Source organism: Uliginosibacterium sp. TH139 (assembly GCF_002855595.1).
GTDB lineage: Bacteria > Pseudomonadota > Gammaproteobacteria > Burkholderiales > Rhodocyclaceae > Uliginosibacterium > Uliginosibacterium aquaticum.
Window position 1 is genome coordinate 48,883 of sequence record NZ_PKRR01000007.1, and the last position, 23,520, is coordinate 72,402.

Here is a 23,520-nt window from a genome sequence, read left to right on the forward strand (position 1 = left end):
GAAGTGTAAATCCCCTCCAAAGCTCTTGTTCCTGGGGCTAGTGCCTACGGATTGCCACGCAGGCTCAAGATTTCTCCTTGGCGGACGTTACTCCCTTACAGGCGCCAGTATCAAGACTCCTGTGTTTCTCGGTTTCGGGCCGCTGTAAAGCGGCCCGCTTATGTTCTAGTCGTGAAGTCCGGAGGCAGCTCTGTCATCTTTCTGGCTTCTGAAAGAGGCTCCCGGAGCAAGGTGATGAGAGCCTTTTGCGAGTTGTTGATCCAGAGTGCTGATTCCAAGAGAGGAGGGTGTGTGGATCTAAGGAAGGTTGAGTTGGGTGCCTGTAGGCTTCAGCTACTAGCTATGAATGCCTTGCTCGAGCGTGCATGCGCGGGCTTGAGGGGTGAGGAGGATGACTTGCGTTCGTTGCGACGAATCGCGGAGATGAGTGTTAGTTTGCAGGAAGATTCCGGCAGCGTGCGCAAGGAGGATCTGAGTGAAGTCGAGGCTCTTATTCTTTGTCGTCACGAGGCTGGCTGAGCGATTAGTGGCGTAGTCAGCCTCGTGTAGTCCAGCCTAGATCTTCAGCGCTTCGAGAAGATCTGCTTCGAGCTGAACTGTTTTGGCGCTATTCCCCAGCAAGGGGCCGCTCACCAGAAATGTGTCCTCGGCACGTTCGCCAAGTGTGGCAATTTTTGCTGTGTGGAGATTCACTTCATGTGCGGCCAGGATTCTTGCAATCAGAAATAGCAGACCGGGGCGATCGGCTGCAATGATCGACAGGATGTAGTGCTGCCCGCGTTCATCTGGCTGCAAGGAGACGGAGGGAGCGATCGGGAAGTGCTTGAGTTGGCGTGAAAGACGGCCGCTGGATGGCGCGTCAACCACATCGGTACGCGCTAACTTAGCGGAGAGTTCATGCTCTATTAATGCGATTACATCTCGATAACTGTCTCGCTCATTGGGGTCCATGACGACAAAGCTGTCCAGCGCGTAGCCGTTGCTGGTGGTGTGAATCTTTGCATCCACGATGCTGTAACCCATGCGCGCAAAAAAAGCGCACAACCTGACGAACAGATCCTGTTGGTCGCGGGTATATACCATGACTTGGATGCCGGCTTCGACTTGGCTTGGTCGAGCTTTTACGACAGGCTCTTCACTCCGTGGTCGGTAATACAGCATCCGCGTATGCCAGGCGATCTCGTCAGCGTCGTGGCGCAAGAAGTAGAGTGTGTCGAGCTCTCGCCAGAAGGCGCTTTCCGAGTCTGGACGCAAGCCGAAGAAGCGAAGCTTCTGTCGTACGGCTTCCTGCCGCTCTGAAATACCCATTACTTGATCCGGCTGTTTCCCGCGGAGCAACTGGCGCGATGCCAGAAATAGCGCTTCGAGCAGATTGGCCTTCCAGCCATTCCATACCTTGGGGCTGGTGCCGCGAATGTCGGCGTGGGTCAGGATGTATAGCGCAGCCAGACGGCGTTCCGTTCTGACCAATGCAACAAATTTTCGGATAACGTCCGGGTCTGATAAGTCCTGTTTCTGAGCAATCTGTGACATTGTCAGGTGGTGCTGGACGAGCCAGACCACCAGTTGGTTGTCCTCTTTCGAAAGGCCGTGTTCGCTACAGAAACGGCGCGCGTCGGCCATTCCCAGTGTTGAGTGATCACCGCCACGCCCTTTGGCGATGTCGTGGAAGAGGGCTGCGACGAACAATAGCCAAGGGCGCTCGAATTCACTCGCCAACCGGGTCATCAGAGGATATTCATGAGCATGCTCCTCCATCAGGAAGCGGCGCACGTTACGCAGCACCTGCAGGATGTGCTGATCTACGGTGTAGGCATGGAACAGATCGTGCTGCATCTGGCCAACAATGCGGCCGAAATTAGGCAAGTAGGTGCCCAGGATGCTGTACTGATTCAGACGACGGAACTCATGAGTTTGGCCGCGGGGCTCTTGCAGTAGTTGTAGGAACAAGCCGCGGTTTGTCGAATCACGACGAAAGGCCGGCGTGATTAGTTTGCGGGCGTGCCAGAGGGCGCGTAGAGTCCGAACCGTCATGCCCTTGAGCTCGGCGTGCTGCTCCATCAGTAGAAAGGCTTCGAGGATTGCACTGGGATGACGCTCGAAGAGAGCGTCGTCAACAATGTCTAACTGATCGCCCAGGCTTTGAAAGCGTTCATTGAGGCTATGAGCCTGCCAGGAGGATAGCGGTTGATAGCGAGCGCCTAGGTTTTGCAGCAGGATAGTGTTGAGCTGGGTGATTTTCTTGGCTGCCAGGTAGTAACGCTGCATCATCACTTCTGAAGCGCGGCGCGCCTTGGTCGCCTTGAGGCCGAAGGCTTTGGCCAATGCCTCCTGATGATCGAAGATCAGCCGATCTTCACGGCGATTGGCAATGTAGTGAAGGCGGATACGCACCTGCTGCAGGAGGCGCTCATTCTTGCGTAGTGCATTCACTTCCTCACGCGTGATGAGGCCATGCCGAGCCAGCTCGCTCCAGCGTGTGCCGAGGCCTGACGCAAGCGCTATCCAGATGATGGTCTGAAGATCACGCAAGCCGCCCGGACTCTCCTTGCAGTTGGGTTCGACAGCGTAAGGCGTGTGGTTGAAGCGGTTGTAGCGCTGTTCTTGCTCGGCCCGCTTGGCGTGAAAGAAGCTCTCAGGGTCAAAGCAGCCAGTAGTTCCGGTAACAAAATGCCGATAGAGCGCTTGGCTGCCCGTGAGGCGACGAGATTCGAGTAGATTTGTCTGCACAGTGACGTCGCGGGTGGCTTCTTCAATGCACTCCTCCACGGTGCGCACGCTGTGGCCGATATCCAGACCAAGATCCCAGAGTTGGCCAATGAACTGCTGGATGCGTTCGCTCAGCGCAGGATCTGCGTCTCCTCCGAGTAAGACAAGGATGTCGACGTCAGAGCAAGGATAAAGCTCTCCACGGCCATAGCCGCCCACTGCGACCAGCGTGGCATCGGTTGGCATTCCGGTCACCTGCCAGAGTTCGATCAATATGCCGTCGACCAGCTTTGATCTGCTGTGCAGCATCCTGGTTGGGGTGCCGTGCTGTTCATATTCATTGCGGATCGAGCGCTGGCCTTGCAGTAGGCGGGCGCGCAGCCTTTCGACAATTTCTCGATTCATACGGACGACTCAGTTGCGAGGAATGGACGGGTAGGCCGGTATAATGATCGGCCTGCCTGTAATCCAATCCGGAGCCTTCGGCGCTCCGGCAGAGCTGGTCATAACCTCTACGCCGTCAGCTGTGACCAGGAGAGTGTGCTCCCACTGGGCTGACAGCGAACGATCCTTGGTGATGATTGTCCAGCCATCCGGCAGCTCAGAGATGGCAGCTTTGCCAGCGTTGATCATCGGTTCGATAGTGAAGATCATGCCTTCCAGAAGTTCGGAGCCCGTGCCGGGGCGCCCGTAATGGACGACCTGCGGCTCTTCGTGGAATTTTCGTCCGATTCCGTGGCCGCAAAATTCGCGAACCACCGAAAAACCTGCGCCTTCAGCGTGTTGCTGGATGGCGTGGCCAATGTCGCCCAAGCGTGCTCCAGGGCGTACCTGTGCAATGCCCAGCCACAGACATTCCAGGGTGATTTGGCAGAGCCGCTTCGCAAGAATGCTGCTCTCTCCGCCTACGATGAACATACGGCTGGTATCGCCATGAAAGCCGTCCTTGATGACGGTAATGTCTAAATTGACTATATCCCCTTTTTTCAAGGCTTTCGGGCCGGGCACACCATGGCATACCTGATGATTGATCGAGGTGCAGATCGATTTAGGGTATGGGGAGTAACCGGGAGGCGCGTAATTCAGCGGCGCCGGCACACAACCTTGTACCTTGACCATATAGTCATGACACAGACGATCGAGCTCTTCGGTGCTGACCCCGGGTTGGACGAAGGGCTCGATGTAATCCAGTACTTCGGCGGCGAGACGGCCAGCGACGCGCATGCGTTCTATTTCGTCAGCGCTCTTGATGACAATGCTCATTGTGAACAGCTGTTTCATGATCGGGGGAGTGTCAAGGCTAACCCAGAAGGCAATACCGGGCAAACCTGTGCGCCAGCTTGAATGCGCTGAGTTGCTTGAGGCTACGGGCTTTGCGCTGCTATAATCTTTGGCTAAGTCCAGTTCGGACTTGGCTGGTCGTCCGCAGAGCTTCTCTCGGTGGCCGGAAAATCCACACGTTCGCCGGATCGGGTCTGTCTCTTCGGGGCAGCAAGACTGCGCATTGCGCGGCACGGCGAACGGAGGCTAACCCTGATATTTGGAGTATCAAAATGGCAGTGACCATGCGTCAAATGCTGGAAGCTGGTGTCCACTTCGGCCACCAAACACGCTTCTGGAACCCCAAGATGGCCCCCTTTATTTTTGGCCATCGCAACAAGATTCACATCGTCAACCTCGAAAAGACCCTGGTTAAGTACAACGAAGCCATGGCTTTCGTGAAGAAACTGGCCGCCAACAAGGGTAATGTGATGTTTGTGGGTACCAAGCGCCAGGCTCGCGAAATCCTCGCTGAAGAAGCCCAGCGCGCTGGCATGCCCTACGTTGACGAGCGCTGGCTCGGCGGCATGCTGACCAACTTCAAGACGGTCAAGGGGTCGATCAAGCGTCTGAAGGATATGGAACAGATGTTCGAAGACGGCTCGGTCGAGCGTCTGTCGAAGAAGGAAGCCCTGCTGGCCAAGCGCGAGCTGGAAAAGCTGACCAAGAGCCTCGGCGGTATCAAGGATATGGCTGGCCTGCCGGATGCGATTTTCGTGATCGACGTCGGTTACCACAAGATTGCGATTACTGAAGCCAGGAAGCTGGGCATTCCGGTGATCGGTGTGGTTGATACCAACCACTCGCCGGAAGGTGTGGACTATGTGATCCCGGGTAACGATGACTCGTCCCGCGCTATCCGTCTGTATGCCCAAGGCGTGGCTGATGCTGTGCTGGAAGGCAAGAACAACATGGTGCAGGATATCGTCGCCGCTGCTTCCGACGAATTCGTCGAAGTGCAAGAAGGCGCCGAACAGGCGTAATAAGTCTGCTGCAAGCTCGCTGGTGGTCCGGCTTGTCGGACCGCAAGCGAGCCTGTTGTTTTTGAAGTTAACTTACAGAATTCAGGAGTAAGCATGGCGGCTATTACCGCAAGCATGGTTGCTGAACTGCGCGGCAAGACTGACGCGCCCATGATGGAATGCAAGAAGGCTCTGACCGAAGCTGACGGCGATATGGTTAAGGCCGAAGAAATTCTGCGCGTGAAGCTGGGCAACAAGGCCTCCAAGGCGGCCGCCCGTGTGACAGCCGAAGGCATTGTTGGCACCTATATCTCGGCTGACGGCAAGCTGGCAGCAATCGTTGAAGTGAACTGCGAAACGGACTTCGTTGCCAAGAACGATGATTTCCTGGGCTTTACCAAGTCTGTGGCTGAACTGATTGCAACTCAGAACCCGGCTGATGTGGCTGCTATCTCGGCGCTGCCGCTGGATGGCTCGACCGTTGAAGTCGTGCGTACCGCGCTGGTTGGCAAGATTGGCGAGAACATCAGTATCCGTCGTTTCGAACGCGTCGAAGCCAAGGGCAAGGTGGCTGCGTATATTCACGGTGGCGCCAAGATTGGCGTCCTGGTGGATCTGGTCGGCGGTGAAGATGCTTTGGCGCGTGATATCGCCATGCACATCGCTGCCTCCAAGCCGAAGTCTCTGGATGCTTCTGGTGTCGATGCTGCTGCCATTGACTCCGAACGCCGTGTTGCAATCGAAAAGGCCAAGGAAGCCGGCAAGCCGGAAGCCATGATCGAGAAGATTGCTGAGGGCTCGGTGCAGAAATTCCTCAAGGACGTGACTCTGCTGGGCCAGGTCTTCGTGAAGGCTGAAGATGGCAAGCAGACAATTGAGCAATTGCTGAAGAGCAAGTCTGCTTCGGTTGCTGGCTTCTCCCTGTTCCTGGTGGGTGAAGGCATCGAGAAGAAGGTCAATGACTTTGCTGCTGAAGTGGCTGCTCAAGCAGCTGCCGCCGCTGCTGCACGCTGATCGGAGTACTAAAAATGCCCACTGCCTATAAGCGAATTCTTCTTAAACTTTCCGGCGAAGCCCTGATGGGCGATGATGCTTACGGTATCAACCAGGGTGTGGTGTCCCGCATCGTGGCGGAAGTGGCGGAAGTGGCTCGCCTCGGTGTCGAAGTAGGCATCGTGATTGGCGGTGGCAACATTTTTCGTGGCATGGCTGGCGCGGCTTCCGGTATGGACCGCGCCACTGCCGACTACATGGGTATGATGGCGACCATCATGAATGCCATGGCTCTGGGTGATGCAATGCGTGTGGCCGGCGTGGCTGCCCGTGTTCAATCAGCCCTGAATGTGGAGCAGGTGGTTGAGCCCTATATCCGTAACAAGGCGATCCGTTACCTTGAAGAAGGCAAGATCGTGATTTTTGCGGCGGGTACTGGCAACCCTTTCTTCACCACTGATACGGCTGCTGCTTTGCGTGGCACCGAGATGGAAGCCGAGATTGTGCTCAAGGCAACCAAGGTTGATGGCATCTATACGGCGGACCCGAACAAGGATCCGTTGGCGACTCGTTTCACGAAAATTTCCTTCGATGAAGCTATTTCGCGCAATCTGCAAGTTATGGATGCCACTGCTTTCGCGCTGTGTCGCGATCAAAAGTTACCGATCAAGGTTTTCAGTATTTTCAAGCCTGGTGCGCTGATGCGCGTGGTTATGGGCGAAGACGAAGGTACGCTGGTGCATATTTGAGGGCCTGATGATGATTGCCGAGTTGAAGAAAACCACCGAACAGAAGATGCAAAAGTCCGTTGAGGCCCTGAAGGCCAACCTCGGCAAGGTTCGTACAGGGCGAGCTCATGCCGGCCTGTTGGACCACCTGACGGTTGACTACTACGGTAATCCCACGCCAATCAACCAGGTTGCTAATGTGACCTTGCTGGATGCGCGTACCATCGGCGTGCAGCCGTGGGAAAAGCCCATGATTGCCAAGGTCGAGAAGGCTATTCGCGATTCTGATCTGGGATTGAATCCTTCGACCATGGGGGATGTGGTACGTGTACCGATGCCCATGTTGACCGAAGAGCGCCGCAAGGATCTCATCAAGGTTGTCCGTCACGAAGCTGAAGAATCTCGTATCGCTATCCGTAATCTGCGGCGGGATGCCAACAACGGCCTGAAAGAAGCTGTTAAGGCGAAGGAAATCTCGGAAGACGATGAACGACGCACGCAGGATGACGTGCAAAAACTTACTGACAAGTACATCGCTGAAGCCGACAAGCTGCTCGCTCAGAAAGAGCAAGAGCTAATGCAGATTTGATGCGCGCGCCGTAATTGTCCGGTTCGCCATTTCATGCTCTCTCGTCTCATCAGTTCGACTCGCGGCATTCCTGAGCGTAATGATGTTCCTGCGCACATTGCCATTGTCATGGATGGGAATGGGCGCTGGGCGCGCAAGCGCCTGTTGCCCCGGGTTGCAGGACACAAGCGAGGGCTGGATACCGTGCGCAAGGTTGTCAAGCTTTGCGTCGATCAGGGGGTTTCGCACCTGACATTATTTGCTTTCAGTTCGGAGAACTGGCGCCGTCCGGCTGATGAGGTCTCATTCCTGATGCAGCTCTTCATGCAGGCTCTGCGTGAAGAAGTCAAAAAACTCCACAAGAACAACATTCGCCTGCGCGTGATTGGCGATCTTTCTCGTTTTGATCCTGAACTGATCGAAACCATCCGCTTAGCTGAAGTTCAGACTGGCGGCAATACTGCACTCACCCTCTCCATCGCCGCCAACTACGGTGGACGCTGGGATATTGTGAATGCTGTCAATGCCATGTTGGCCTCCAGCCCCGAGAAGCAGGGGGCATACACGGAAGAAGATCTGGCCCCGCATCTATGTCTGGCCGACGCTCCGGAGCCTGATCTCTATATCCGGACAGGTGGTGAGCAGCGCATCAGCAATTTCCTGCTCTGGCAGCTGGCTTACACCGAGTTTTACTTCACCGATTGTCTGTGGCCAGATTTTGATGAGGCTGCTTTTGCACAGGCGATCGATTCCTATCGCAAGCGTGAGCGTCGATTTGGTCGCACCAGTGAGCAACTGGCCAGCGGCCCCGACAAACAGGACTGAATATGCTGAAGCAGCGCGTCATTACCGCACTGATGCTGGGTGTGGGCATCATTCTGGCCATTTTTTTTCTGCCTGATTGGGCCTGGGGAGCTTTAATCTCTCTGGTTGTGCTGCTTGCTGTGCGTGAGTGGTGCGGGCTTGTCAAGATTGGCGTGCTTGGTCAGCTTGTGATCGCATTGCTAAGCGTGCTGCCGATACTCTATTGCGCCAGCACGCCACGTGAATTGATTGAAGATCTTCCGTTTTTGCTTGCTGCGCTGTATCTCATCAGTGTTTCGTTTTGGCTGTTTTCTGTGCCAACCTTTCTGTATTTTCGTATGGAGCCGGCTGGTTGGTACTGGAAGTACTTCGCTGCAATTCTGATGTTGAGTTCCTGTGGGATGGCAATGCTGGAGCTACGGCGTGCCGATCCTCTGCTGATGGTGGCGGCTATTCTGGTGGTATGCATAGCTGATATTAGTGCCTTCTTTGCTGGCAGGCGTTTTGGCAAACGCAAGCTGGCGCCCGAAATCAGCCCAGGTAAAACTTGGGAAGGTGTGTGTGGAGCGATTGCTGGAGTGCTGGTTTTTTGCTTGCTGCTGTGGTTTTTTGTGCCAGCAATCCGGAATGCACTGAACCTACCGCTCATGTTGATTTTCTCGCTGTTGGCTGTCGCGGTATGTGTAATGGGCGATCTGTATGAATCCTTGCTCAAGCGTGAAGCGGGTGTTAAGGACTCAGGAAGTCTGTTGCCGGGGCATGGTGGAGTGCTGGATAGGATTGATGCAATGCTGGCTTTCATGCCTTGCGCAGGCACACTGCTTTTGTTTATTCAGCTGGCCTGAGGAGTTCTGGCGTGAAGCAGGTTCTGACTGTTTTGGGCGCGACGGGCTCGATAGGCCTCAGCACGCTGGATGTAGTGAGCCGGCATCCGGAGCGCTATGAAGTCTTTGCGCTGAGTGCCCACCGTCAAGTCGCCAAGCTCGCAGAGCTGTGTCTGCAATTTAGCCCTCGCGTTGCTGTTGTGGCCGGTCCTGGTGAGGCGCTTGAGCTGAGGCGTTTGCTGGTTGGCAGAGTGTTGCCGGAAATTCTGTACGGACCAGAGGCTCTTGAGATGATCGCAAGCGCTTCAGACGTCACCACCGTCATGGCGGCGATTGTCGGAGCGGCTGGGTTGGGCTCTTGTCTAGCTGCAGCGCGAAGTGGCAAACGGGTCTTGCTGGCCAATAAGGAAGCTTTGGTCATGGCTGGCGACGTATTCATGAAGGCGTTGCGTCAATCTGGCGCGGTGCTATTGCCTATCGATAGCGAGCACAATGCCGTTTTCCAGTCGCTTCCTGCAGGGTTTGCCTACGGCCTGAAAGGAAGTGGTGTACGCAAACTGGTGCTGACGGCCTCGGGAGGTCCTTTCCGTCAGTTGGAGCCGGCTTTGCTGCGTACAGTGACCCCGGAACAGGCTTGTGCACATCCGAACTGGTCTATGGGACGCAAGATTTCAGTTGATTCCGCCACGATGATGAACAAGGGGCTGGAGGTTATTGAGGCGAGCTGGATTTTCGGTGTCGATGCAGAGCGGATTGATGTGTTGATCCATCCGGAGAGCGTGATCCATTCCATGGTGCAGTACGAAGATGGTTCTGTGATTGCCGAATTGGGTAATCCGGATATGCGCACCCCGATTGCTCACGCACTGGCTTATCCGGAGAGGATCTGCTCGGGCGTCGAGAGTCTGGATCTCACCCGTATTGCTCGTCTTAATTTTGAAGTGCCAGATTTTGGGCGTTTTCCTTGTCTGCGGCTGGCTTATGCAGCACTGAAGGCTGGACGGAGCGCCCCTGCGCTTCTCAATGCGGCGAACGAGGAGGCTGTTTCTGCGTTCCTTGAGCGTCGCCTGCGTTTTGATCAGATTGCCCGCGTGGTTGAGGCTGTGCTGGATTCGGCGGAGGTGGTTGAGCTGAATGATCTTGATGCTGTCCTTGCGGCAGACGCACGGGCTCGCGAGTGCGCGCGTGTGCAGATTCGTTGTCTCGAAACGGTTACAGCATGAGCATCCTGCACTACGCCTTGTCTTTTTTGTTGGCTATCGCCGTCCTCGTGGCTATCCACGAATGCGGCCATTTTCTGGCTGCCCGCTGGTGCGGGGTTAAGGTTTTGCGTTTTTCTCTGGGCTTTGGTCCAGTGATGTTTTCGCGGCGTTTCGGCAAGGATGAGACTGAGTTTGTACTGGCAGCTGTGCCACTTGGAGGCTACGTTCGTATGCTGGATGAGCGCGAGGCTCCGGTTGCGAACGGCGAGTTAGCGCGTGCATTCAACACTCAGTCCGTTGGCAAACGCAGCCTCATCGTGCTAGCGGGGCCGTTAGCGAATTTTCTGCTGGCGGTGCTGGTGTATTCCTGTCTGGCTTGGGCCGGTACCCGCGATCTGCCGGCCCGGCTTGGTGCTGTGCCAGCTGCGACAGTTGCTGCCCAGGCCGGATTGCGTGAAGGCGACGTCGTCCTGCGCGTGGATGGCCGGGATGTGCGTGGCTGGAGTGAGTTGCGTGCACGATTGCTGCAGAACGCGCTGAGTGAAGAAGTGCTTGTGCTCGATGTGCAGCGTGGTGAAGCTGAGCTTACCTCTTTGAACCTGCCGCTTGCTGGCATCGAGATTGACGAGCGCGCAGCCGACCCGATGTTGCAACTGGGGCTCGTGCTGCCGCCTCCACGAATTCCACCAGTGCTTAGCAAGCCCTTGCCGGCCAGTCCTGCCGCACGTGCTGGATTGCTCGCTGGAGATCGCATCCTGGCCGTGAATGCTCAGCACATTGAGATATGGGCTGAGTTCGTTGAGCGGATTGCCTCCTCTGCCGGAAAAGACGTTTTGCTGGAAGTGCAGCGTGGCGAGTCTGTAACGCAATTGACCGTACGACCTGAAGCCCAGGCTGGGAGCACGCGTGGCCGCATCGGCGTTGCGGTGCAGACAGATGGTATTGATCTGCAGCGCGATTCAATCGAGGTGCGCTACGGCCTGTTCGAGGGGGTGTTTCAGGCGATTACTCAGACTTGGAATACGAGCCGTTTTTCGCTTGAGGTAATGGGGCACATCCTGACTGGGCGTGTCTCTTTACGCAACATATCCGGACCGGTGACCATCGCTGACTACGCAGGTCAGAGTGCCAGCGCCGGGCTTGACACTTACCTGCGTTTTCTGGCGATGGTGAGTATCAGCCTTGGTGTGCTGAATCTGCTGCCTGTGCCGATTCTGGATGGGGGACACTTACTGTATTATGTGATCGAGTACATCCGGGGAAAGCCTCTGTCAGCGCGGCTTGAGGAGCTCGGGCAACGGCTGGGGATGATCATCCTTGCACTACTGATGTCACTGGCCTTTTTCAACGATCTCAATCGGGTATTTTTCGGCTGATGTCAAAGACTTTTACTGCAATCCAGATTGGAGTCCTAGCACTCCTGTCTCCGCTTTCCTTTGCCTACTCGCCTTTCGTTGTCAAGGATATCCGCGTTGAAGGGGTTCAGCGTACCGAGGCTGGTACGGTGTTCAACTACTTGCCGATCCGGATCGGCGATTCAGTTAGCGAAGATGCCGTCGCCAAAGCCATCAAGGCTTTGTACGCCACCGGTTTTTACCGTGACGTGCGTATCGAGGTTGAAAAAGATGTGCTGGTCGTCATTGTCGACGAACGAGCAGCAATTGCGCAGATCGCCTTCTCCGGCAACAAGGAGTTTGACGCTAAGGATCTGCTCAAGGGCCTCAAAGAGGTTGGACTTGCTGAGTCACGCACTTTCGACCGTTCCCAGCTGGAAAAGGCCGAGCAGGAAATCAAGCGCCTCTATCTGACCAAGAGCTACTACGGTGCCGAGGTGCGAACCACGGTTTCACCGCTTGAGCGCAATCGTGTGGCCATCAACTTCGAAGTGAAGGAGGGCCAGGTTGCTCGCATCAAGAATATCCGCATCATCGGCGCATCTGCTTTCAAGGAAGACCGGTTGCTTGGCTTGATGAGTCTCGAGGAGTCTGGCGGCATATTCTCCTGGTTTCGCAATGCAAAGTATTCGAAGCAACAGTTGCTTGCGGATATCGAAGAGTTGCGTTCCTGGTACTTGGATCGCGGTTATCTGAATTTTTCGATTGAGTCCACCCAGGTTTCCATTACGCCAGACAAGCAGGATGTCTACGTTTCACTTGCCATCAATGAAGGTGAGTTGTACCGGATCGGTTCCGTGAAGCTGGCTGGCGAGTTGCTTGTGCCGGAAAAAGAGTTGCGCGCGCTGGTGACACTCAAGGCTGGCGATGTTTACTCCCGCGCCAAAGTCAATGACGTAACTCGCGCGATTGCTGACCGTCTGGGGAACGATGGTTATGCATTTGCCAACGTGAATGCGGTACCGGAACTTGATGAAGCCAATCGAACGGTTTCGCTGACCTTGTTCGTGGATCCTGCACGCCGTGCATATGTTAATCGAATCAACGTGGTCGGTAACAACAAGACACGGGAAGAGGTTGTGCGCCGTGAAATGCTTCAGATGGAAAGCGCCTGGTTCGATCGTGCCAGCGTTGATAAATCCAAGCAGCGCATCGATCGCACTGGGTTTTTTCAGGATGTGTCAATCGATACAGTGCCGGTGACCGATGCTGCAGATCAGGTTGATCTAAATGTGAACGTCAAGGAACGTTCAACCGGCTCGCTTTCCCTTGGTCTGGGCTATTCTGCGACGGATAAACTCGGGCTTATGGCGTCGATTTCCCAGAATAACCTGTTCGGTAGCGGGAATGCATTGTCGCTGGCTGTCAATACAGGCAAGGTCAATCGCACTGCGTCGCTGAGTTATGACAATCCGTACTGGACAGTAGACGGTGTCAGTCGCGGTTTCGATATTTATGAGCGCAAGACTGATACTGATTCGCTCTCTGTTGGCCGTTATGCCAGCGACGCTAAGGGGGGAGGGGTTCGTTTTGGCGTTCCAATAGGTCTGGATCAACGTATTCATCTGGGCGTTTCAGTTGATAACACGGTTACAACCGTTTACGACGATAGCCCTCAGCAGTACAAAGACTTTGTCAAGCAGTTCGGCGAGGATAATACGACCTTGGCATGGACTGCAGGTTGGTCCAGCGATAAGCGTGACAGCTATCTCTATCCGATGCGTGGCCTTTACCAGAAGGTCAACATGGAAATTGCTACACCACCTGCAGAGATGCAGTATGTGAAATTCACATATCAGCTAAAGGATTACGTGCCGGTCAGTACTGACTCTTCACTGATGCTGAGTACAGATTTTGGTTATTCAACCGGTTATGGTGGAAAACCGGTCCCGTTTTACAAATACTATTATGCTGGTGGTATTGGAACTATTCGGGGCTACAAGGATAATTCTCTCGGTGCGAAAGTGACCGATGAAAGTGGCAATGAGACGGGCGACACGCTGGGCGGAACCAAGCGTTGGGTGAATACTGCTGAACTCTTTTTCCCAATGCCAGGAGTCAAAGAAAAGGATCGCAGCATGCGTCTGAGCGTTTTCTTTGATGCCGGCGTCCTTTGGGGGGTGAGTGATGCGCATTTTGGGGCTCAAGAGATGCGCTACAGTACCGGCCTTGGTTTTCAATGGATGTCGCCGATTGGGCCGCTCAAATTCAGTCTGGGCTTCCCGATTAAACCGAAGTCTGGTGATGAAACCCAGCGCTTTCAGTTCATGATCGGTGCGGTCAATTAAGCAAAGAGGAGCGAGCAATGCGTGTGCTGGTTGTAGCTTTCTTGTGCGCGGTGCTGGCCCTGCCTGGTATGGCTACGGCACAGATGCGGATCGGATTCGTGAATGCTGAGCGGGTTACGCGAGAGTCTGCTCCGGCACAGCGTGCCTTGAAGCGCTTGGAGCGCGAATTCGATAAACGACAGACCGAGCTGCGTAAGATTGAATCGCAGATGCAGTCCATGCAGGCTGCGCTGGAAAAAAACGCTCCTTCTCTGCCGGATACAGAACGGCGCAGCAAGGAGCGTGAGTTTTCTGATCTCAGCCGTGACTTCCAGCGCAAGGAGCGGGCGTTGAGAGAAGACTACGCACAACGCCAGAACGAAGAGCTTGCCGGGATTCAGGATATGGCCAACCGCGTGATCCAGCAGATCGCGGAGCGCGAGAAGTTTGATCTGATCCTGCAGGAGGCGGTCTATTTCAGCCCGAATATTGATATCACGGAGAAGGTGCTTAAGGCCCTCTCTGACATCAGGTGAGCTGCGTGAATTTTAGTCTGCAAGAAATCGTTGAGTTGCTGGGTGGCGAGCTGCGGGGTGATGCAAGCGTGTCCATTTCTCAGGTCGCGCCACTTGAGCGTGCATCAGTTGGCGAGATCGGATTTGTTGTACATCCTAAATATCGCCAAGCCTTGGTGGGTACCCAAGCTGCTGCAGTGATTTTGCCAGTTTCAATGGCTGAAGAAACTGCCTTGCCGCGTATCCTTGCGGCGGATCCTCATCTTTATTTTGCGCGCGTGGCTCAATTACTGAATCCTGCGAAGGGTCCTTCTGCGGGGATTCACCCGCGCGCGCTCGTTCTCTCCGAGTTGCCCGACTCAGTCAGTGTTGGGGCAATGGCGTATGTCGGAGAGGGCTGCATTGTGGGCGAAAATGTCGTGATTGGCCCCGGCTGTGTTGTCGAGCAAGGCGTTTCGATCGGAGAGGGCAGCACGTTGCGCGCAAATGTAACGGTGTATGCAGATTGTATCGTCGGAAAGAATTGCATTCTGCACGCGGGCTCTGTGGTCGGAAGCGATGGTTTTGGCTACGCTCGGCACAAGGACGGTCGCTGGGAAAAAATTCCTCAGATTGGCCGTGCCGTGCTCGGCGATGGTGTCGAACTCGGCGCAAATGTCACGGTGGATCGCGGCGCGCTGGATGATACGGTTATCGGGAATGGCGTCAAGATCGATAACCTTTGCCACATTGCACACAATTGCGTGATTGGTGACAACACTGCGATGGCGGCACAGGTCGGCATCGCGGGTAGCTCGCGTGTCGGAAGTCGCGTCATGCTGGCGGGGCAGGTCGGTGTTAACGGTCATATTGAGATCGGCAATGACATTCTGATTTCTGGCGCCACGGCAGTGACCAAGGATATCAAGCAGCCCGGGGTTTATACCGCCATGTTCCCCGCTGAGCCGCACAAGGATTGGATGCGCAACGCAGCGCGTTTCAAGCGAATTGAAGCGATGTATGAGCGCATGCGAGACATGGAAAAGAAACTGGAAGAATTGGAGAAGAAGAAGTGAGTGGGATGGATATTCACCAAATCATGAAGTATCTGCCGCATCGTTATCCGTTCCTGCTTGTGGATCGGGTGATCGAAATGACGCTTGGGGAGCGCATTACGGCGATCAAGAACGTGACGATCAATGAGCCGTTCTTCGTTGGACATTTTCCTCATTCGCCCGTCATGCCTGGTGTACTGATTATCGAAGCAATGGCCCAGACAGCAGCGATTCTTTCCTTCAAGTCGCGCGGAGCCATTCCGGATGAGAACACCATCCTGTATTTTGCCGGGATCGACAATGCCCGCTTCAAGCGCCCGGTTCTGCCGGGTGATACGCTGACCTTCGAAGCCAAGCTTGAGCGTGAAATGCGCGGTATCTGGAAGTATTCGGCCATCGCCCGGGTCGGCGATGAAATCGCGGCTCAAGCCGATCTCATGTGCGCCATCAAGCAAATCGCATGATTCACGAAACAGCCATCGTCCATCCCTCTGCGAAGATTGCGGAAGGTGTTGAAATCGGCCCCTATAGCGTTATCGGTGAGCACGTCGAGATCGGTGAGGGAAGTGTTGTCGCCTCGCATGTCGTGATCAAGGGGCACACCCGGATCGGGCGCGAAAACAGGATTTTCCAGTTCGCTTCGCTGGGCGAGATTCCGCAAGACAAAAAGTATGCGGGCGAGCCGACTCGGTTGGAGATCGGCGATCGCAACATGATCCGCGAGTACTGCAACTTCAACATCGGTACCGCCCAGGATGCGGGGGTTACGCGCATCGGGAACGACAACTGGTTCATGGCCAGCGTGCATATCGGACATGATTGCCAGGTCGGTAACAACACGATCATGGCCAATAATGTGACCTTGGGCGGTCATGTGCATGTGGGTGATTTCGCCATTCTTGGTGGTATGGCTGCAGTGCATCAGTTCTGCATTATTGGTGCGCACTGCATGGCTGGCGGTGGTTCTATTATTACGCAGGACATTCCGCCGTTCGTGATCAGTAACGGCAGCCCTTGCACCCCGCATGGCATCAATAGCGAGGGCCTGAAGCGGCGCGGCTATTCGTCCGAGGCGATCATGGCGATCAAACGTGCTTACAAGGCGATTTATCGTCAGAATCTGTCGCTCGAAGAAGCCAAGGCCAGCATCTCTGCTGCGGTGGGTGGGGTACCGGAGCTGCAGTTGCTGCTTGATTTCTTCGCGGTCTCCACGCGCGGCATCATCCGCTGAATCCAGGAGGCAGTATGCGAATCGCCATGGTGGCCGGTGAGGCCTCGGGGGATCTGCTGGCCTCACACCTGATCGCTGCCGTGCGTGAACGTGTGCCTGATGCCGAGTTCGTCGGTATCGGTGGTCCGCGCATGCAGGCGGCCGGTCTGCAGTCTTGGTGGTCGGCTGAAACTCTCGCGGTCATGGGTTTTGTCGACGTGCTCAAGCGTTTGCCTGAGCTTCTGCGCGTTCGGAGCGGTCTGTTGCGGCGCCTTAAGCAGGAGCCACCGGATCTCTTTATCGGAGTCGACGCGCCGGATTTCAACCTTCCGGTTGAACGCAAGCTGCGTCGAGCAGGTGTTCGTACCATGCATTATGTCAGTCCCTCGATTTGGGCTTGGCGTGGTGGCCGGGTGTACAAGATTGGACGGGCTGCGCAGCACGTGTTGTGCCTGTTTCCATTCGAGCCTGAAATCTATGCCAAGCAAGGCATCGCCGCGAGCTTTGTCGGGCATCCTCTGGCCGATGTATTTCCGCTTGAAGATCAGCGACTCAAGGCGCGCGAACTTCTGCAGATTGATGCTGAAGAGCAAGTCCTTGCGATCCTTCCCGGGAGCCGCAATGGTGAGGTTAGCCGCCTAGCTCCGATCTATGTGGAAACCATCAAGCGTTTGGCTGCTGAGCGTCCCGCACTTCGGTTTCTCGTGCCTCTGATTACGCGCAGTACCCGGGATATTTTCGAAAAGGCTCTACATGAGGCCGGTGCGGGTGAGTTGCCTATACGCCTGATGTTTGGGCATGCTCATGATGCGATGGCTGCCTCGGATGTAGTACTCGTGGCAAGTGGGACGGCAACACTGGAAGCTGCTTTGCTGAAACGCCCAATGGTCATCAGTTACAAAGTTGGTAAATGGACTTTCAAGATCGTGCGGGCCATGGGTTATCTTCCCTGGGTGGGTTTGCCCAATATCCTGGCGCGTGAGTTCCTAGTGCCAGAGTTGCTTCAGAACGATGCCACGCCCGAGAAACTTTCCGCTGCGCTTGGTAAGTGGCTGGATGACGCGGCTGCTCGTGCAGCCTTGGCTGGAAAATTCGAACAGATGCATCTGAGCCTGCGTCAGAACAACGCGGATAAAGCCGCTGCAGTAGTGCTCGCTGCCTTGGGGCGTTCATGAGCAATCTACTGATATGTGGCGTGGACGAGGCAGGGCGTGGCCCGCTGTGCGGGAGTGTGGTGGCTGCAGCAGTGATCCTCGATCCGCAGGCTCCGATCGAGGGGCTGGCGGACTCCAAGAAGCTCAGCCCAGGCCAGCGTGACAGGCTGGCGCTGGCAATCAAGGCGCGCGCCCTGAGTTGGGCGGTGGCTGAGGCCAGTGTTGAGGAGATTGACCGTCTTAATATTCTGCACGCCACCATGCTTGCCATGCGGCGTGCTATCGAGGGTTTGTCCCGAGCTCCTGGTTTGGCTTTGATCGATGGTAACCGGGTGCCTCCTGGCCTTGTGATGACAGTACGTGCGATCGTCAAGGGCGATGCACTGGAGCCTGCTATTTCTGCCGCGTCCATCTTGGCCAAGACCCATCGTGATGCACAGCTCGAAGAGTTGGATCGCGTCTATCCGCAGTATGGTTTCGCCGCACACAAGGGCTATCCAACTCCTGCACATCTCGCGGCGCTGAGCCGCCATGGGGTAACCCCGGTGCATCGGCGCAGCTTCGGTCCCGTCGCAAGCTTGCTGGCGCAAGGTAATCTCTTCGGCGACGGAGCATGAAGCACATCTCTTCACGTGACAACGCTCAATTCAAGCGCCTGAAGGGACTTGCCGAAGACGCTCGCAGCCGTCGCGCCGAGGCAGCGACCCTGATAGATGGTGAGCATCTGCTGGAGGCAGCTCTTGAGAGCGACTGGCCCTTGAGTCGTTTGTTGTTGCAGGAGGGTATGGAAAATTCGCCAGTTGTGCGCAGTGCGCTGGCAGCTTTGGGAGAGCGGGGATTGTCTCCGGAAGTGCTGGTGTTGGCTCCAGCGCTCTTCAAAGCATTGAGTCCGGTCGTGACTCCCACCGGTATTCTGGCTGAGATCCCGTTGCATGGGCCGCGACGGGAAACGGATAGCACTGATGATGTGCTGGTACTGGCCGGCGTGCAGGATGCCGGCAATCTCGGCACGCTGCTTCGCACAGCTGCCGCGGCCGGTTGTCGTCAGGCGTGGCTGGACCGGCAATGCGCCCAGGCTTGGTCACCTAAGGCCATGCGCGCGGGGATGGGGGCACAGTTCCGGCTTGTCATTGAAGAGGGCTGCGATCTTGTGCAGCGCTTAGCCAATTGCGGTCGGCAGGTGCTGGCTACGAGTCTGGCGGACGATAGCGTCTCGCTCTACGCACTTGATCTGAGCGTGCCTAGTGTTTGGGTGTTTGGCTCCGAAGGTCAAGGGGTGCCAACAGATTTGCTGGCGCTTGCAAGCAGGAGGGTGACGATCCCTATGCCTGGCATGATCGAATCTCTGAATGTGGGTGCAGCAGCAGCCGTCTGTTTGTTCGAGCAGGTTCGACAGCGTATTTGAGTTGGAGTGCGTTGGCGTTTTGTCTGGATCAAGGCAAACGCATTTGTGATGTGATGCAATGCAGCACCCTCGCAACAACAGGTCGATACGACCGCTCCGGAGCCCGAATCCATGATTGATCGTCCCCTTGTAGAAAAATCCGCCGCCAGCGGGCAACGAAAGATGAGCTTGCTCGAACGCGACCCCGCACGCTATCTGATGCGCGCGGTGCTCGCTGGCATGTATTTGTCCATCGTGGTCTTCGTGTACTGGGCGTTGTCACATAACTTGCATGGATCTCCATTCGGTAAAGTGATCGCTTCCGCTTTCTTCGGCGTGGGTCTTTCGATCATCGTATTTACGAATGCCGAATTGTTCACGAGCAACAACATGTACCTCGCGGTATCGTCCGCAGAGGGGCGTACCACCTGGTTCCAGAGTTCGGTGTTGTGGACGGTCTGTTACGCCGGTAACCTTGTGGGGGCACTGATCGTCGCTGGCTTGCTGTATGGCGCCGGAACCCTGGCAGAACTGCCTGCTGATCACGCTCTTTATGTCGGCGCTGCACACAAGGTGCATCAGGGCGCGCTAGTCATCTTCATCAAAGGCATTCTTGCCAACTGGGTGGTGTGCCTTGCCGTGCGTTTGGCACTGTCGATGAAGGAAGATATAGCCAAGATTTCGATCATGATTCTGGTGGTTTTCATCTTCCTTTATCTGAGCTTTGAGCACTCGATAGCCAACATGGGTACGTTCTCGATGTCGCTCCTCGGCAACGGCAGCATCGATCTTCGTGATGCGCTCTACAACCTAGTCTTCAGCACTGCAGGCAATATCGTTGGTGGCGCAGTCTTTGTTGGTCTTCCTTTCCGTTATCTGAATCCGGAAGAAGCACGTCCGGGTGCCTGATGACAGTGGCGGCGGCTCCTTTTACGGAGCCGTTTGCCCTTTCGTCCCTAAAGTTTCTCCATTCAAGGCCGAAATCTCCTCTATCGCCGCCGTTCCAATGAACAGCAGATGGAGGATTGAAGTGAGCCGAGGCAGTGTGTACGGAATCAGCCGCGTTGATAACGAAGTCAGCCGTACCCACGGCTGGCTCGTCACCGTTCAGCGGCGCGGCCAGATCTTCCGCAAGCATTTCAGCGATGGCGTGCACGGCGGCAAGCAGAAATCCTTTCTGGCAGCCAAGCAGTACCGTGATGAAGTCATCGCAAAACATCCACCCTTCTCGATGCGCGAGTACTCCAACATCGTCAAGAAAAACAATCGTTCTGGTGTTGTTGGTGTATGCCGCTACTGTGCCTCCGAAACCCGCGATCTGCCGGAAGAAAAGCAGCGCTGGTTCTGGGTGGCCTCCTGGCCGCTGCCGGATGGGCGCCGCAAACGGGTGAAGTTCTCCGTCAAGAAGTATGGTGAGGAAGGTGCTTTCAAGATGGCCCTCAAGGCCCGCAAGGACGCGCTCAAATCACTTGATGGCGAGTTTGATCCGGGTGCAGTACGGCGCAAGCCAGCACGGCGCCGCAAGGCAGAGGCCGAGCCGGCAAAGCCAGCGCTTTGAAGCGCACCGTGATCCACAGCCCGCAGCTGCAAGGTCTGCGGGCTTTTACGTTCACCGGCTACACTTGCATCTTTGCTTGGGTACAGCGGCTTTGCGATGAATGATGAACAGCTTCTGCGTTACTCCCGCCACATCTTGCTGCCCGAATTGGGTGTTGAGGGGCAAGAGGCCATCTCGGCAAGCCGGGTGCTGATCGTTGGCGCAGGTGGGTTGGGTTCGCCGGCGTCAATGTATCTTGCCGCTGCTGGAGTGGGAGAGATCGTTCTGTGCGATGGTGATACCGTTGATCTCTCGAATCTGCAACGTCAAATTCTGCATGTAGCCGATTCGATCGGCCAGAACAAGGCTGCCTCGGGCAAAGAGTGCCTGGCTCTTGTGAACCCCCTCACGCAGGTGCGCGCAGTGGAGTCCAGACTCGATGAAATGGCGCTGGCTTCGCTTGTGCAGGATGTTGATCTGGTGCTGGACTGTACCGACAACTTTGCGACCCGCCATGCGATCAACCGCGTCTGTGTCGCCGCCTGCAAGCCGCTGGTGTCCGGTGCCGCGGTGCGTTTTGATGGACAGGTTTCAGTGTTTGATCTGCGTGAGCCAGGCAAGCCTTGCTACCACTGCCTGTTTCCTGAAGGGGAGGATGTGGCCGAAATGCGCTGTGCAGTCACTGGCATCTTTGCTCCGCTGACGGGCATTGTCGGATCCATGCAGGCGGCCGAGGCACTCAAACTGCTGGCTGGCTGTGGTGAGCCTCTAGTGGGGCGGCTGCTGGTGCTAGACGGCCTGGCAATGCGTTGGCGCGAAATGCGTTATGCGCAGGACCCACATTGCACGGTGTGCGGGTCGCCGGCTTGAGGCTTTCGTTCAGGCTGACTGGATGGCGGATACGCCACTCAACTGGCTAATGCCGGCGAATAGCGAATCGAGTTGCTGGCTGATTTTGCTGGCAGCCGTAAGCGCCTCGCCGAACATAATCAATTCGCCAAGTACCATGCGATCGCTGTTGTCTTCCTTATCCTGATTTAGCAGGCTGGTCAGGATTAGAGCATCGGCCAGCTGTCCAAACCCTGAGCTGAGGTTCGTGGTTGCGCTAGCCGCTGCGGGGGCGATGTTTGGGACTTGAGCGTTTCCGCCAACAAACAGGGCGGAATCGAAGGCGGATACTGCGGGAATCATTTTTAGCGCTTTAGTAGTAGTTCTGTTGAGCGAACTCTACTTTTTTCGCTTGCTGTTTTGTAAGAAGTTTTCTTACGGCGTGATCTGTGCCACAGCGTCAGTACATGCGGAAACACAAGTTGTCAGTTGTGCTTGAATTGCCCCTGGATACGCAGATCTGGGCCGATAGGCTCAAGGCTGTTGATGGTGAGTCGAGGAGCCTCAGTCAGCGTAGCGAGCGCCGGCAAGTCGAACATGCCTCGCGAGCCGCTGCCGAGCAGGTTGGGTGCGAGGTAGAGCAGCAAGGCATCAGCTAGGCCGGCAGTGATCAGGGCTCCGTTAAGCTGTGCGCCGGCTTCGGTGATGACCTCATTGATCCCGCGCCGTCCCAGTTCGCGGAGCAGGGCGCTGAGGTCTACTTGATTGTCAGCGCCGGGGAGCTGCAGTACTTCGACCCCCTGGCTTGTGAAATCATCATGGCGTGTTACATCGGCGCAGCAGGTCACAATCAGGGCGCGGCCATCAGCCAGTACGGCTGCATCGGGCGGGCAGCGCAACTGGCTGTCGACGATGATTCGAAGTGGCTGGCGCACAAGTTCGATATCACGCACGGTGAGGCGAGGGGCGTCGGCCAATACCGTACCGATGCCGGTCAGGATGGCGCAAGAGCGTGCTCGCCAGTGTTGGCCATCAAGTCGTGCTTCGGGGCTGGTGATCCATTGACTCACACCATTGGCGAGTGCGGTACGGCCATCCAGTGAGGCGGCTGACTTTATTCGGAGCCAGGGGCGGCCGCGCTCCATGCGGGCGACGAAACCTTCGTTGAGCTGACGGGCCTGGTTTTCGAATAGCCCGCAGCGGGTTTCGATCCCCGCCTCACGCAGGCCTTGCAGCCCGCGTCCGGCGACCAGCGGATTGGGGTCCTGCATGGCGCACACAACATGGCGCACACCACTGTTGATCAGGGCTTGGGCGCAGGGGGGCGTGCGACCGAAGTGCGAGCACGGCTCTAGCGTGACATAGGCCGTTGCGCCATTGGCCAGCGCGCCGGCCTGACGCAGGGCATGAACTTCGGCGTGCGCTTCCCCAGCACGCTCATGCCAGCCTTCGCCGACGATCTTGCCTTCGCGCACGATGACGCAACCCACGCGCGGGTTGGGCATGGTGGTGTAGAGGCCGCGCGCGGCAAGTTCGAGGGCGCGGGCCATGAAACGCTCATCTTCAGGCTGGAACACGGTTAGCTGCGGCTACGTGGGCGGGGTTTCGCGGGGGTAGTGACTTCGCGGATGGCTTCGGAGAACTCCTCCGCATCCTCGAAGTTGCGGTAGACCGATGCAAAGCGGATGTAGGCGACCTTGTCTAGACGCTTCAATTCGCGCATCACCAGTTCTCCCAGTTTTTCGCTGGGAATTTCGCGCTCACCCAAGGAAAGCAGGCGGCCTTCGATGCGATCCAGCGCGGCTTCAACGCTTTCCGCTGTCACCGGGCGCTTGCGCAGCGAGAGCTTCATACTGCCCAGCAGTTTTTCGCGCTCGTACTCCGCACGGCTGCCATTTTTCTTTACCACCTGCGGCATCTTGAGTTCGATGCGCTCATACGTGGTGAAGCGCTTGTCGCATTCGTTGCAGCGACGGCGGCGGCGGATCAGGTCGCCTTCCTCGTTTTCACGGGTGTCGGTGACCTGGGTCGATGGGGTGCCGCAAAACGGACATTTCATTGTGCGTGCTCGTGCTGTGAAGGGCCTG

The 23,520-nt window shown here is 56.2% G+C and carries 24 protein-coding genes; 19 read left to right on the forward strand and 5 right to left on the reverse strand.

The window, feature by feature from the left end:
- Window positions 1-555 precede the first annotated feature (555 nt).
- Window positions 556-3,114, reverse strand: coding sequence for a [protein-PII] uridylyltransferase (locus tag C0V76_RS15150; protein WP_101943458.1), 2,559 nt, complete (start codon window positions 3,112-3,114; stop codon window positions 556-558).
- 9 nt (window positions 3,115-3,123) lie between these two features.
- Window positions 3,124-3,972, reverse strand: coding sequence for a type I methionyl aminopeptidase (map, locus tag C0V76_RS15155; RefSeq protein ID WP_101943460.1), 849 nt, complete (start codon window positions 3,970-3,972; stop codon window positions 3,124-3,126).
- Between the two features lie 290 nt (window positions 3,973-4,262).
- Here map and rpsB point away from each other — a divergent pair, with 290 nt between their 5' ends.
- The 19 genes from rpsB to C0V76_RS15250 all read left to right on the forward strand — a co-directional run bounded on the left by rpsB (window position 4,263) and on the right by C0V76_RS15250 (window position 21,475).
- Window positions 4,263-5,012, forward strand: a complete 750-nt coding sequence (gene rpsB, locus C0V76_RS15160; RefSeq protein ID WP_101943461.1) for a 30S ribosomal protein S2 — start codon at window positions 4,263-4,265, stop codon at window positions 5,010-5,012.
- A 93-nt stretch (window positions 5,013-5,105) separates the two neighbouring features.
- A complete protein-coding gene (gene tsf / locus C0V76_RS15165; RefSeq protein WP_101943463.1) occupies window positions 5,106-6,005 on the forward strand; it encodes a translation elongation factor Ts in 900 nt (299 codons plus the stop codon).
- A 14-nt stretch (window positions 6,006-6,019) separates the two neighbouring features.
- Window positions 6,020-6,733 (forward strand): UMP kinase, encoded by a 714-nt coding sequence (pyrH, locus tag C0V76_RS15170; RefSeq protein ID WP_101943465.1) that lies wholly within the window; start codon window positions 6,020-6,022, stop codon window positions 6,731-6,733.
- A 10-nt stretch (window positions 6,734-6,743) separates the two neighbouring features.
- Window positions 6,744-7,301: a ribosome recycling factor gene (frr, locus tag C0V76_RS15175; RefSeq protein WP_101943696.1), complete on the forward strand. Its 558-nt coding sequence runs from the start codon at window positions 6,744-6,746 to the stop codon at window positions 7,299-7,301.
- 33 nt (window positions 7,302-7,334) lie between these two features.
- On the forward strand, window positions 7,335-8,105 hold the full coding sequence (gene uppS / locus C0V76_RS15180) for a polyprenyl diphosphate synthase (RefSeq protein ID WP_101943466.1): 771 nt from the start codon (window positions 7,335-7,337) through the stop codon (window positions 8,103-8,105).
- 2 nt (window positions 8,106-8,107) lie between these two features.
- Window positions 8,108-8,929: a phosphatidate cytidylyltransferase gene (locus C0V76_RS15185; RefSeq protein WP_101943468.1), complete on the forward strand. Its 822-nt coding sequence runs from the start codon at window positions 8,108-8,110 to the stop codon at window positions 8,927-8,929.
- Between the two features lie 11 nt (window positions 8,930-8,940).
- Entirely contained in the window at window positions 8,941-10,131 is a 1,191-nt protein-coding gene (gene ispC / locus C0V76_RS15190) for a 1-deoxy-D-xylulose-5-phosphate reductoisomerase (RefSeq protein WP_254048260.1), read from the forward strand.
- Window positions 10,128-11,486 (forward strand): RIP metalloprotease RseP, encoded by a 1,359-nt coding sequence (rseP, locus tag C0V76_RS15195; RefSeq protein WP_101943470.1) that lies wholly within the window; start codon window positions 10,128-10,130, stop codon window positions 11,484-11,486. Before ispC ends, rseP begins: the two co-directional genes overlap by 4 nt.
- Entirely contained in the window at window positions 11,486-13,792 is a 2,307-nt protein-coding gene (gene bamA, locus C0V76_RS15200; RefSeq protein ID WP_101943472.1) for an outer membrane protein assembly factor BamA, read from the forward strand. Before rseP ends, bamA begins: the two co-directional genes overlap by 1 nt.
- A gap of 17 nt (window positions 13,793-13,809) precedes the next feature.
- A complete protein-coding gene (locus tag C0V76_RS15205; protein WP_101943474.1) occupies window positions 13,810-14,307 on the forward strand; it encodes an OmpH family outer membrane protein in 498 nt (165 codons plus the stop codon).
- A gap of 5 nt (window positions 14,308-14,312) precedes the next feature.
- Entirely contained in the window at window positions 14,313-15,341 is a 1,029-nt protein-coding gene (lpxD, locus tag C0V76_RS15210; RefSeq protein WP_101943700.1) for a UDP-3-O-(3-hydroxymyristoyl)glucosamine N-acyltransferase, read from the forward strand.
- Window positions 15,342-15,346: 5 nt separating this feature from the next.
- A complete protein-coding gene (gene fabZ / locus C0V76_RS15215) occupies window positions 15,347-15,784 on the forward strand; it encodes a 3-hydroxyacyl-ACP dehydratase FabZ (RefSeq protein WP_101943476.1) in 438 nt (145 codons plus the stop codon).
- The gene (gene lpxA / locus C0V76_RS15220; protein ID WP_101943478.1) at window positions 15,781-16,551 is read left to right on the forward strand and encodes an acyl-ACP--UDP-N-acetylglucosamine O-acyltransferase; all 771 of its coding nucleotides are present in this window, start codon (window positions 15,781-15,783) and stop codon (window positions 16,549-16,551) included. The genes fabZ and lpxA overlap by 4 nt, the downstream gene beginning before the upstream one ends.
- Before the next feature lie 14 nt (window positions 16,552-16,565).
- Entirely contained in the window at window positions 16,566-17,705 is a 1,140-nt protein-coding gene (gene lpxB / locus C0V76_RS15225) for a lipid-A-disaccharide synthase (protein ID WP_254048261.1), read from the forward strand.
- A complete protein-coding gene (gene rnhB / locus C0V76_RS15230; RefSeq protein WP_101943480.1) occupies window positions 17,702-18,301 on the forward strand; it encodes a ribonuclease HII in 600 nt (199 codons plus the stop codon). The genes lpxB and rnhB overlap by 4 nt, the downstream gene beginning before the upstream one ends.
- Entirely contained in the window at window positions 18,298-19,089 is a 792-nt protein-coding gene (locus C0V76_RS15235) for an RNA methyltransferase (protein WP_101943482.1), read from the forward strand. The genes rnhB and C0V76_RS15235 overlap by 4 nt, the downstream gene beginning before the upstream one ends.
- A 111-nt stretch (window positions 19,090-19,200) precedes the next feature.
- Complete coding sequence (locus C0V76_RS15240) at window positions 19,201-19,977, forward strand: formate/nitrite transporter family protein (RefSeq protein ID WP_101943484.1); 777 nt, start codon at window positions 19,201-19,203, stop codon at window positions 19,975-19,977.
- Complete coding sequence (locus C0V76_RS15245; RefSeq protein WP_254048262.1) at window positions 19,970-20,626, forward strand: AP2/ERF family transcription factor; 657 nt, start codon at window positions 19,970-19,972, stop codon at window positions 20,624-20,626. The genes C0V76_RS15240 and C0V76_RS15245 overlap by 8 nt, the downstream gene beginning before the upstream one ends.
- Window positions 20,627-20,722: 96 nt before the next feature.
- Window positions 20,723-21,475, forward strand: a complete 753-nt coding sequence (locus C0V76_RS15250) for a molybdopterin-synthase adenylyltransferase MoeB (RefSeq protein ID WP_101943488.1) — start codon at window positions 20,723-20,725, stop codon at window positions 21,473-21,475.
- 9 nt (window positions 21,476-21,484) lie between these two features.
- On the opposite strand, the gene C0V76_RS15255 is transcribed toward C0V76_RS15250, so the two are convergent.
- From C0V76_RS15255 to nrdR, 3 genes are all read right to left on the reverse strand, one after another.
- Window positions 21,485-21,796 (reverse strand): hypothetical protein, encoded by a 312-nt coding sequence (locus C0V76_RS15255; RefSeq protein ID WP_101943490.1) that lies wholly within the window; start codon window positions 21,794-21,796, stop codon window positions 21,485-21,487.
- 122 nt (window positions 21,797-21,918) lie between these two features.
- Window positions 21,919-23,010, reverse strand: a complete 1,092-nt coding sequence (ribD, locus tag C0V76_RS15260; RefSeq protein ID WP_256376426.1) for a bifunctional diaminohydroxyphosphoribosylaminopyrimidine deaminase/5-amino-6-(5-phosphoribosylamino)uracil reductase RibD — start codon at window positions 23,008-23,010, stop codon at window positions 21,919-21,921.
- 2 nt (window positions 23,011-23,012) lie between these two features.
- Window positions 23,013-23,492, reverse strand: a complete 480-nt coding sequence (gene nrdR / locus C0V76_RS15265) for a transcriptional regulator NrdR (RefSeq protein WP_101943492.1) — start codon at window positions 23,490-23,492, stop codon at window positions 23,013-23,015.
- Window positions 23,493-23,520: the final 28 nt, after the last annotated feature.

Bases quoted from the DNA above. Each gene is read 5' to 3' on its own strand.
- rpsB (WP_101943461.1), top strand. From the start codon at position 4,263: ATGGCAGTGACCATGCGTCAAATGCTGGAAGCTGGTGTCCACTTCGGC.
- tsf (WP_101943463.1), top strand. From the start codon at position 5,106: ATGGCGGCTATTACCGCAAGCATGGTTGCTGAACTGCGCGGCAAGACT.
- nrdR (WP_101943492.1), bottom strand. From the start codon at position 23,492: ATGAAATGTCCGTTTTGCGGCACCCCATCGACCCAGGTCACCGACACC.
- fabZ (WP_101943476.1), top strand. From the start codon at position 15,347: ATGGATATTCACCAAATCATGAAGTATCTGCCGCATCGTTATCCGTTC.
- rnhB (WP_101943480.1), top strand. From the start codon at position 17,702: ATGAGCAATCTACTGATATGTGGCGTGGACGAGGCAGGGCGTGGCCCG.
- C0V76_RS15255 (WP_101943490.1), bottom strand. From the start codon at position 21,796: ATGATTCCCGCAGTATCCGCCTTCGATTCCGCCCTGTTTGTTGGCGGA.
- lpxB (WP_254048261.1), top strand. From the start codon at position 16,566: ATGCGAATCGCCATGGTGGCCGGTGAGGCCTCGGGGGATCTGCTGGCC.
- C0V76_RS15205 (WP_101943474.1), top strand. From the start codon at position 13,810: ATGCGTGTGCTGGTTGTAGCTTTCTTGTGCGCGGTGCTGGCCCTGCCT.
- C0V76_RS15250 (WP_101943488.1), top strand. From the start codon at position 20,723: ATGAATGATGAACAGCTTCTGCGTTACTCCCGCCACATCTTGCTGCCC.
- C0V76_RS15150 (WP_101943458.1), bottom strand. From the start codon at position 3,114: ATGAATCGAGAAATTGTCGAAAGGCTGCGCGCCCGCCTACTGCAAGGC.
- C0V76_RS15185 (WP_101943468.1), top strand. From the start codon at position 8,108: ATGCTGAAGCAGCGCGTCATTACCGCACTGATGCTGGGTGTGGGCATC.
- lpxA (WP_101943478.1), top strand. From the start codon at position 15,781: ATGATTCACGAAACAGCCATCGTCCATCCCTCTGCGAAGATTGCGGAA.
- bamA (WP_101943472.1), top strand. From the start codon at position 11,486: ATGTCAAAGACTTTTACTGCAATCCAGATTGGAGTCCTAGCACTCCTG.
- uppS (WP_101943466.1), top strand. From the start codon at position 7,335: ATGCTCTCTCGTCTCATCAGTTCGACTCGCGGCATTCCTGAGCGTAAT.
- pyrH (WP_101943465.1), top strand. From the start codon at position 6,020: ATGCCCACTGCCTATAAGCGAATTCTTCTTAAACTTTCCGGCGAAGCC.
- C0V76_RS15240 (WP_101943484.1), top strand. From the start codon at position 19,201: ATGATTGATCGTCCCCTTGTAGAAAAATCCGCCGCCAGCGGGCAACGA.
- frr (WP_101943696.1), top strand. From the start codon at position 6,744: ATGATTGCCGAGTTGAAGAAAACCACCGAACAGAAGATGCAAAAGTCC.
- rseP (WP_101943470.1), top strand. From the start codon at position 10,128: ATGAGCATCCTGCACTACGCCTTGTCTTTTTTGTTGGCTATCGCCGTC.
- map (WP_101943460.1), bottom strand. From the start codon at position 3,972: ATGAGCATTGTCATCAAGAGCGCTGACGAAATAGAACGCATGCGCGTC.
- C0V76_RS15235 (WP_101943482.1), top strand. From the start codon at position 18,298: ATGAAGCACATCTCTTCACGTGACAACGCTCAATTCAAGCGCCTGAAG.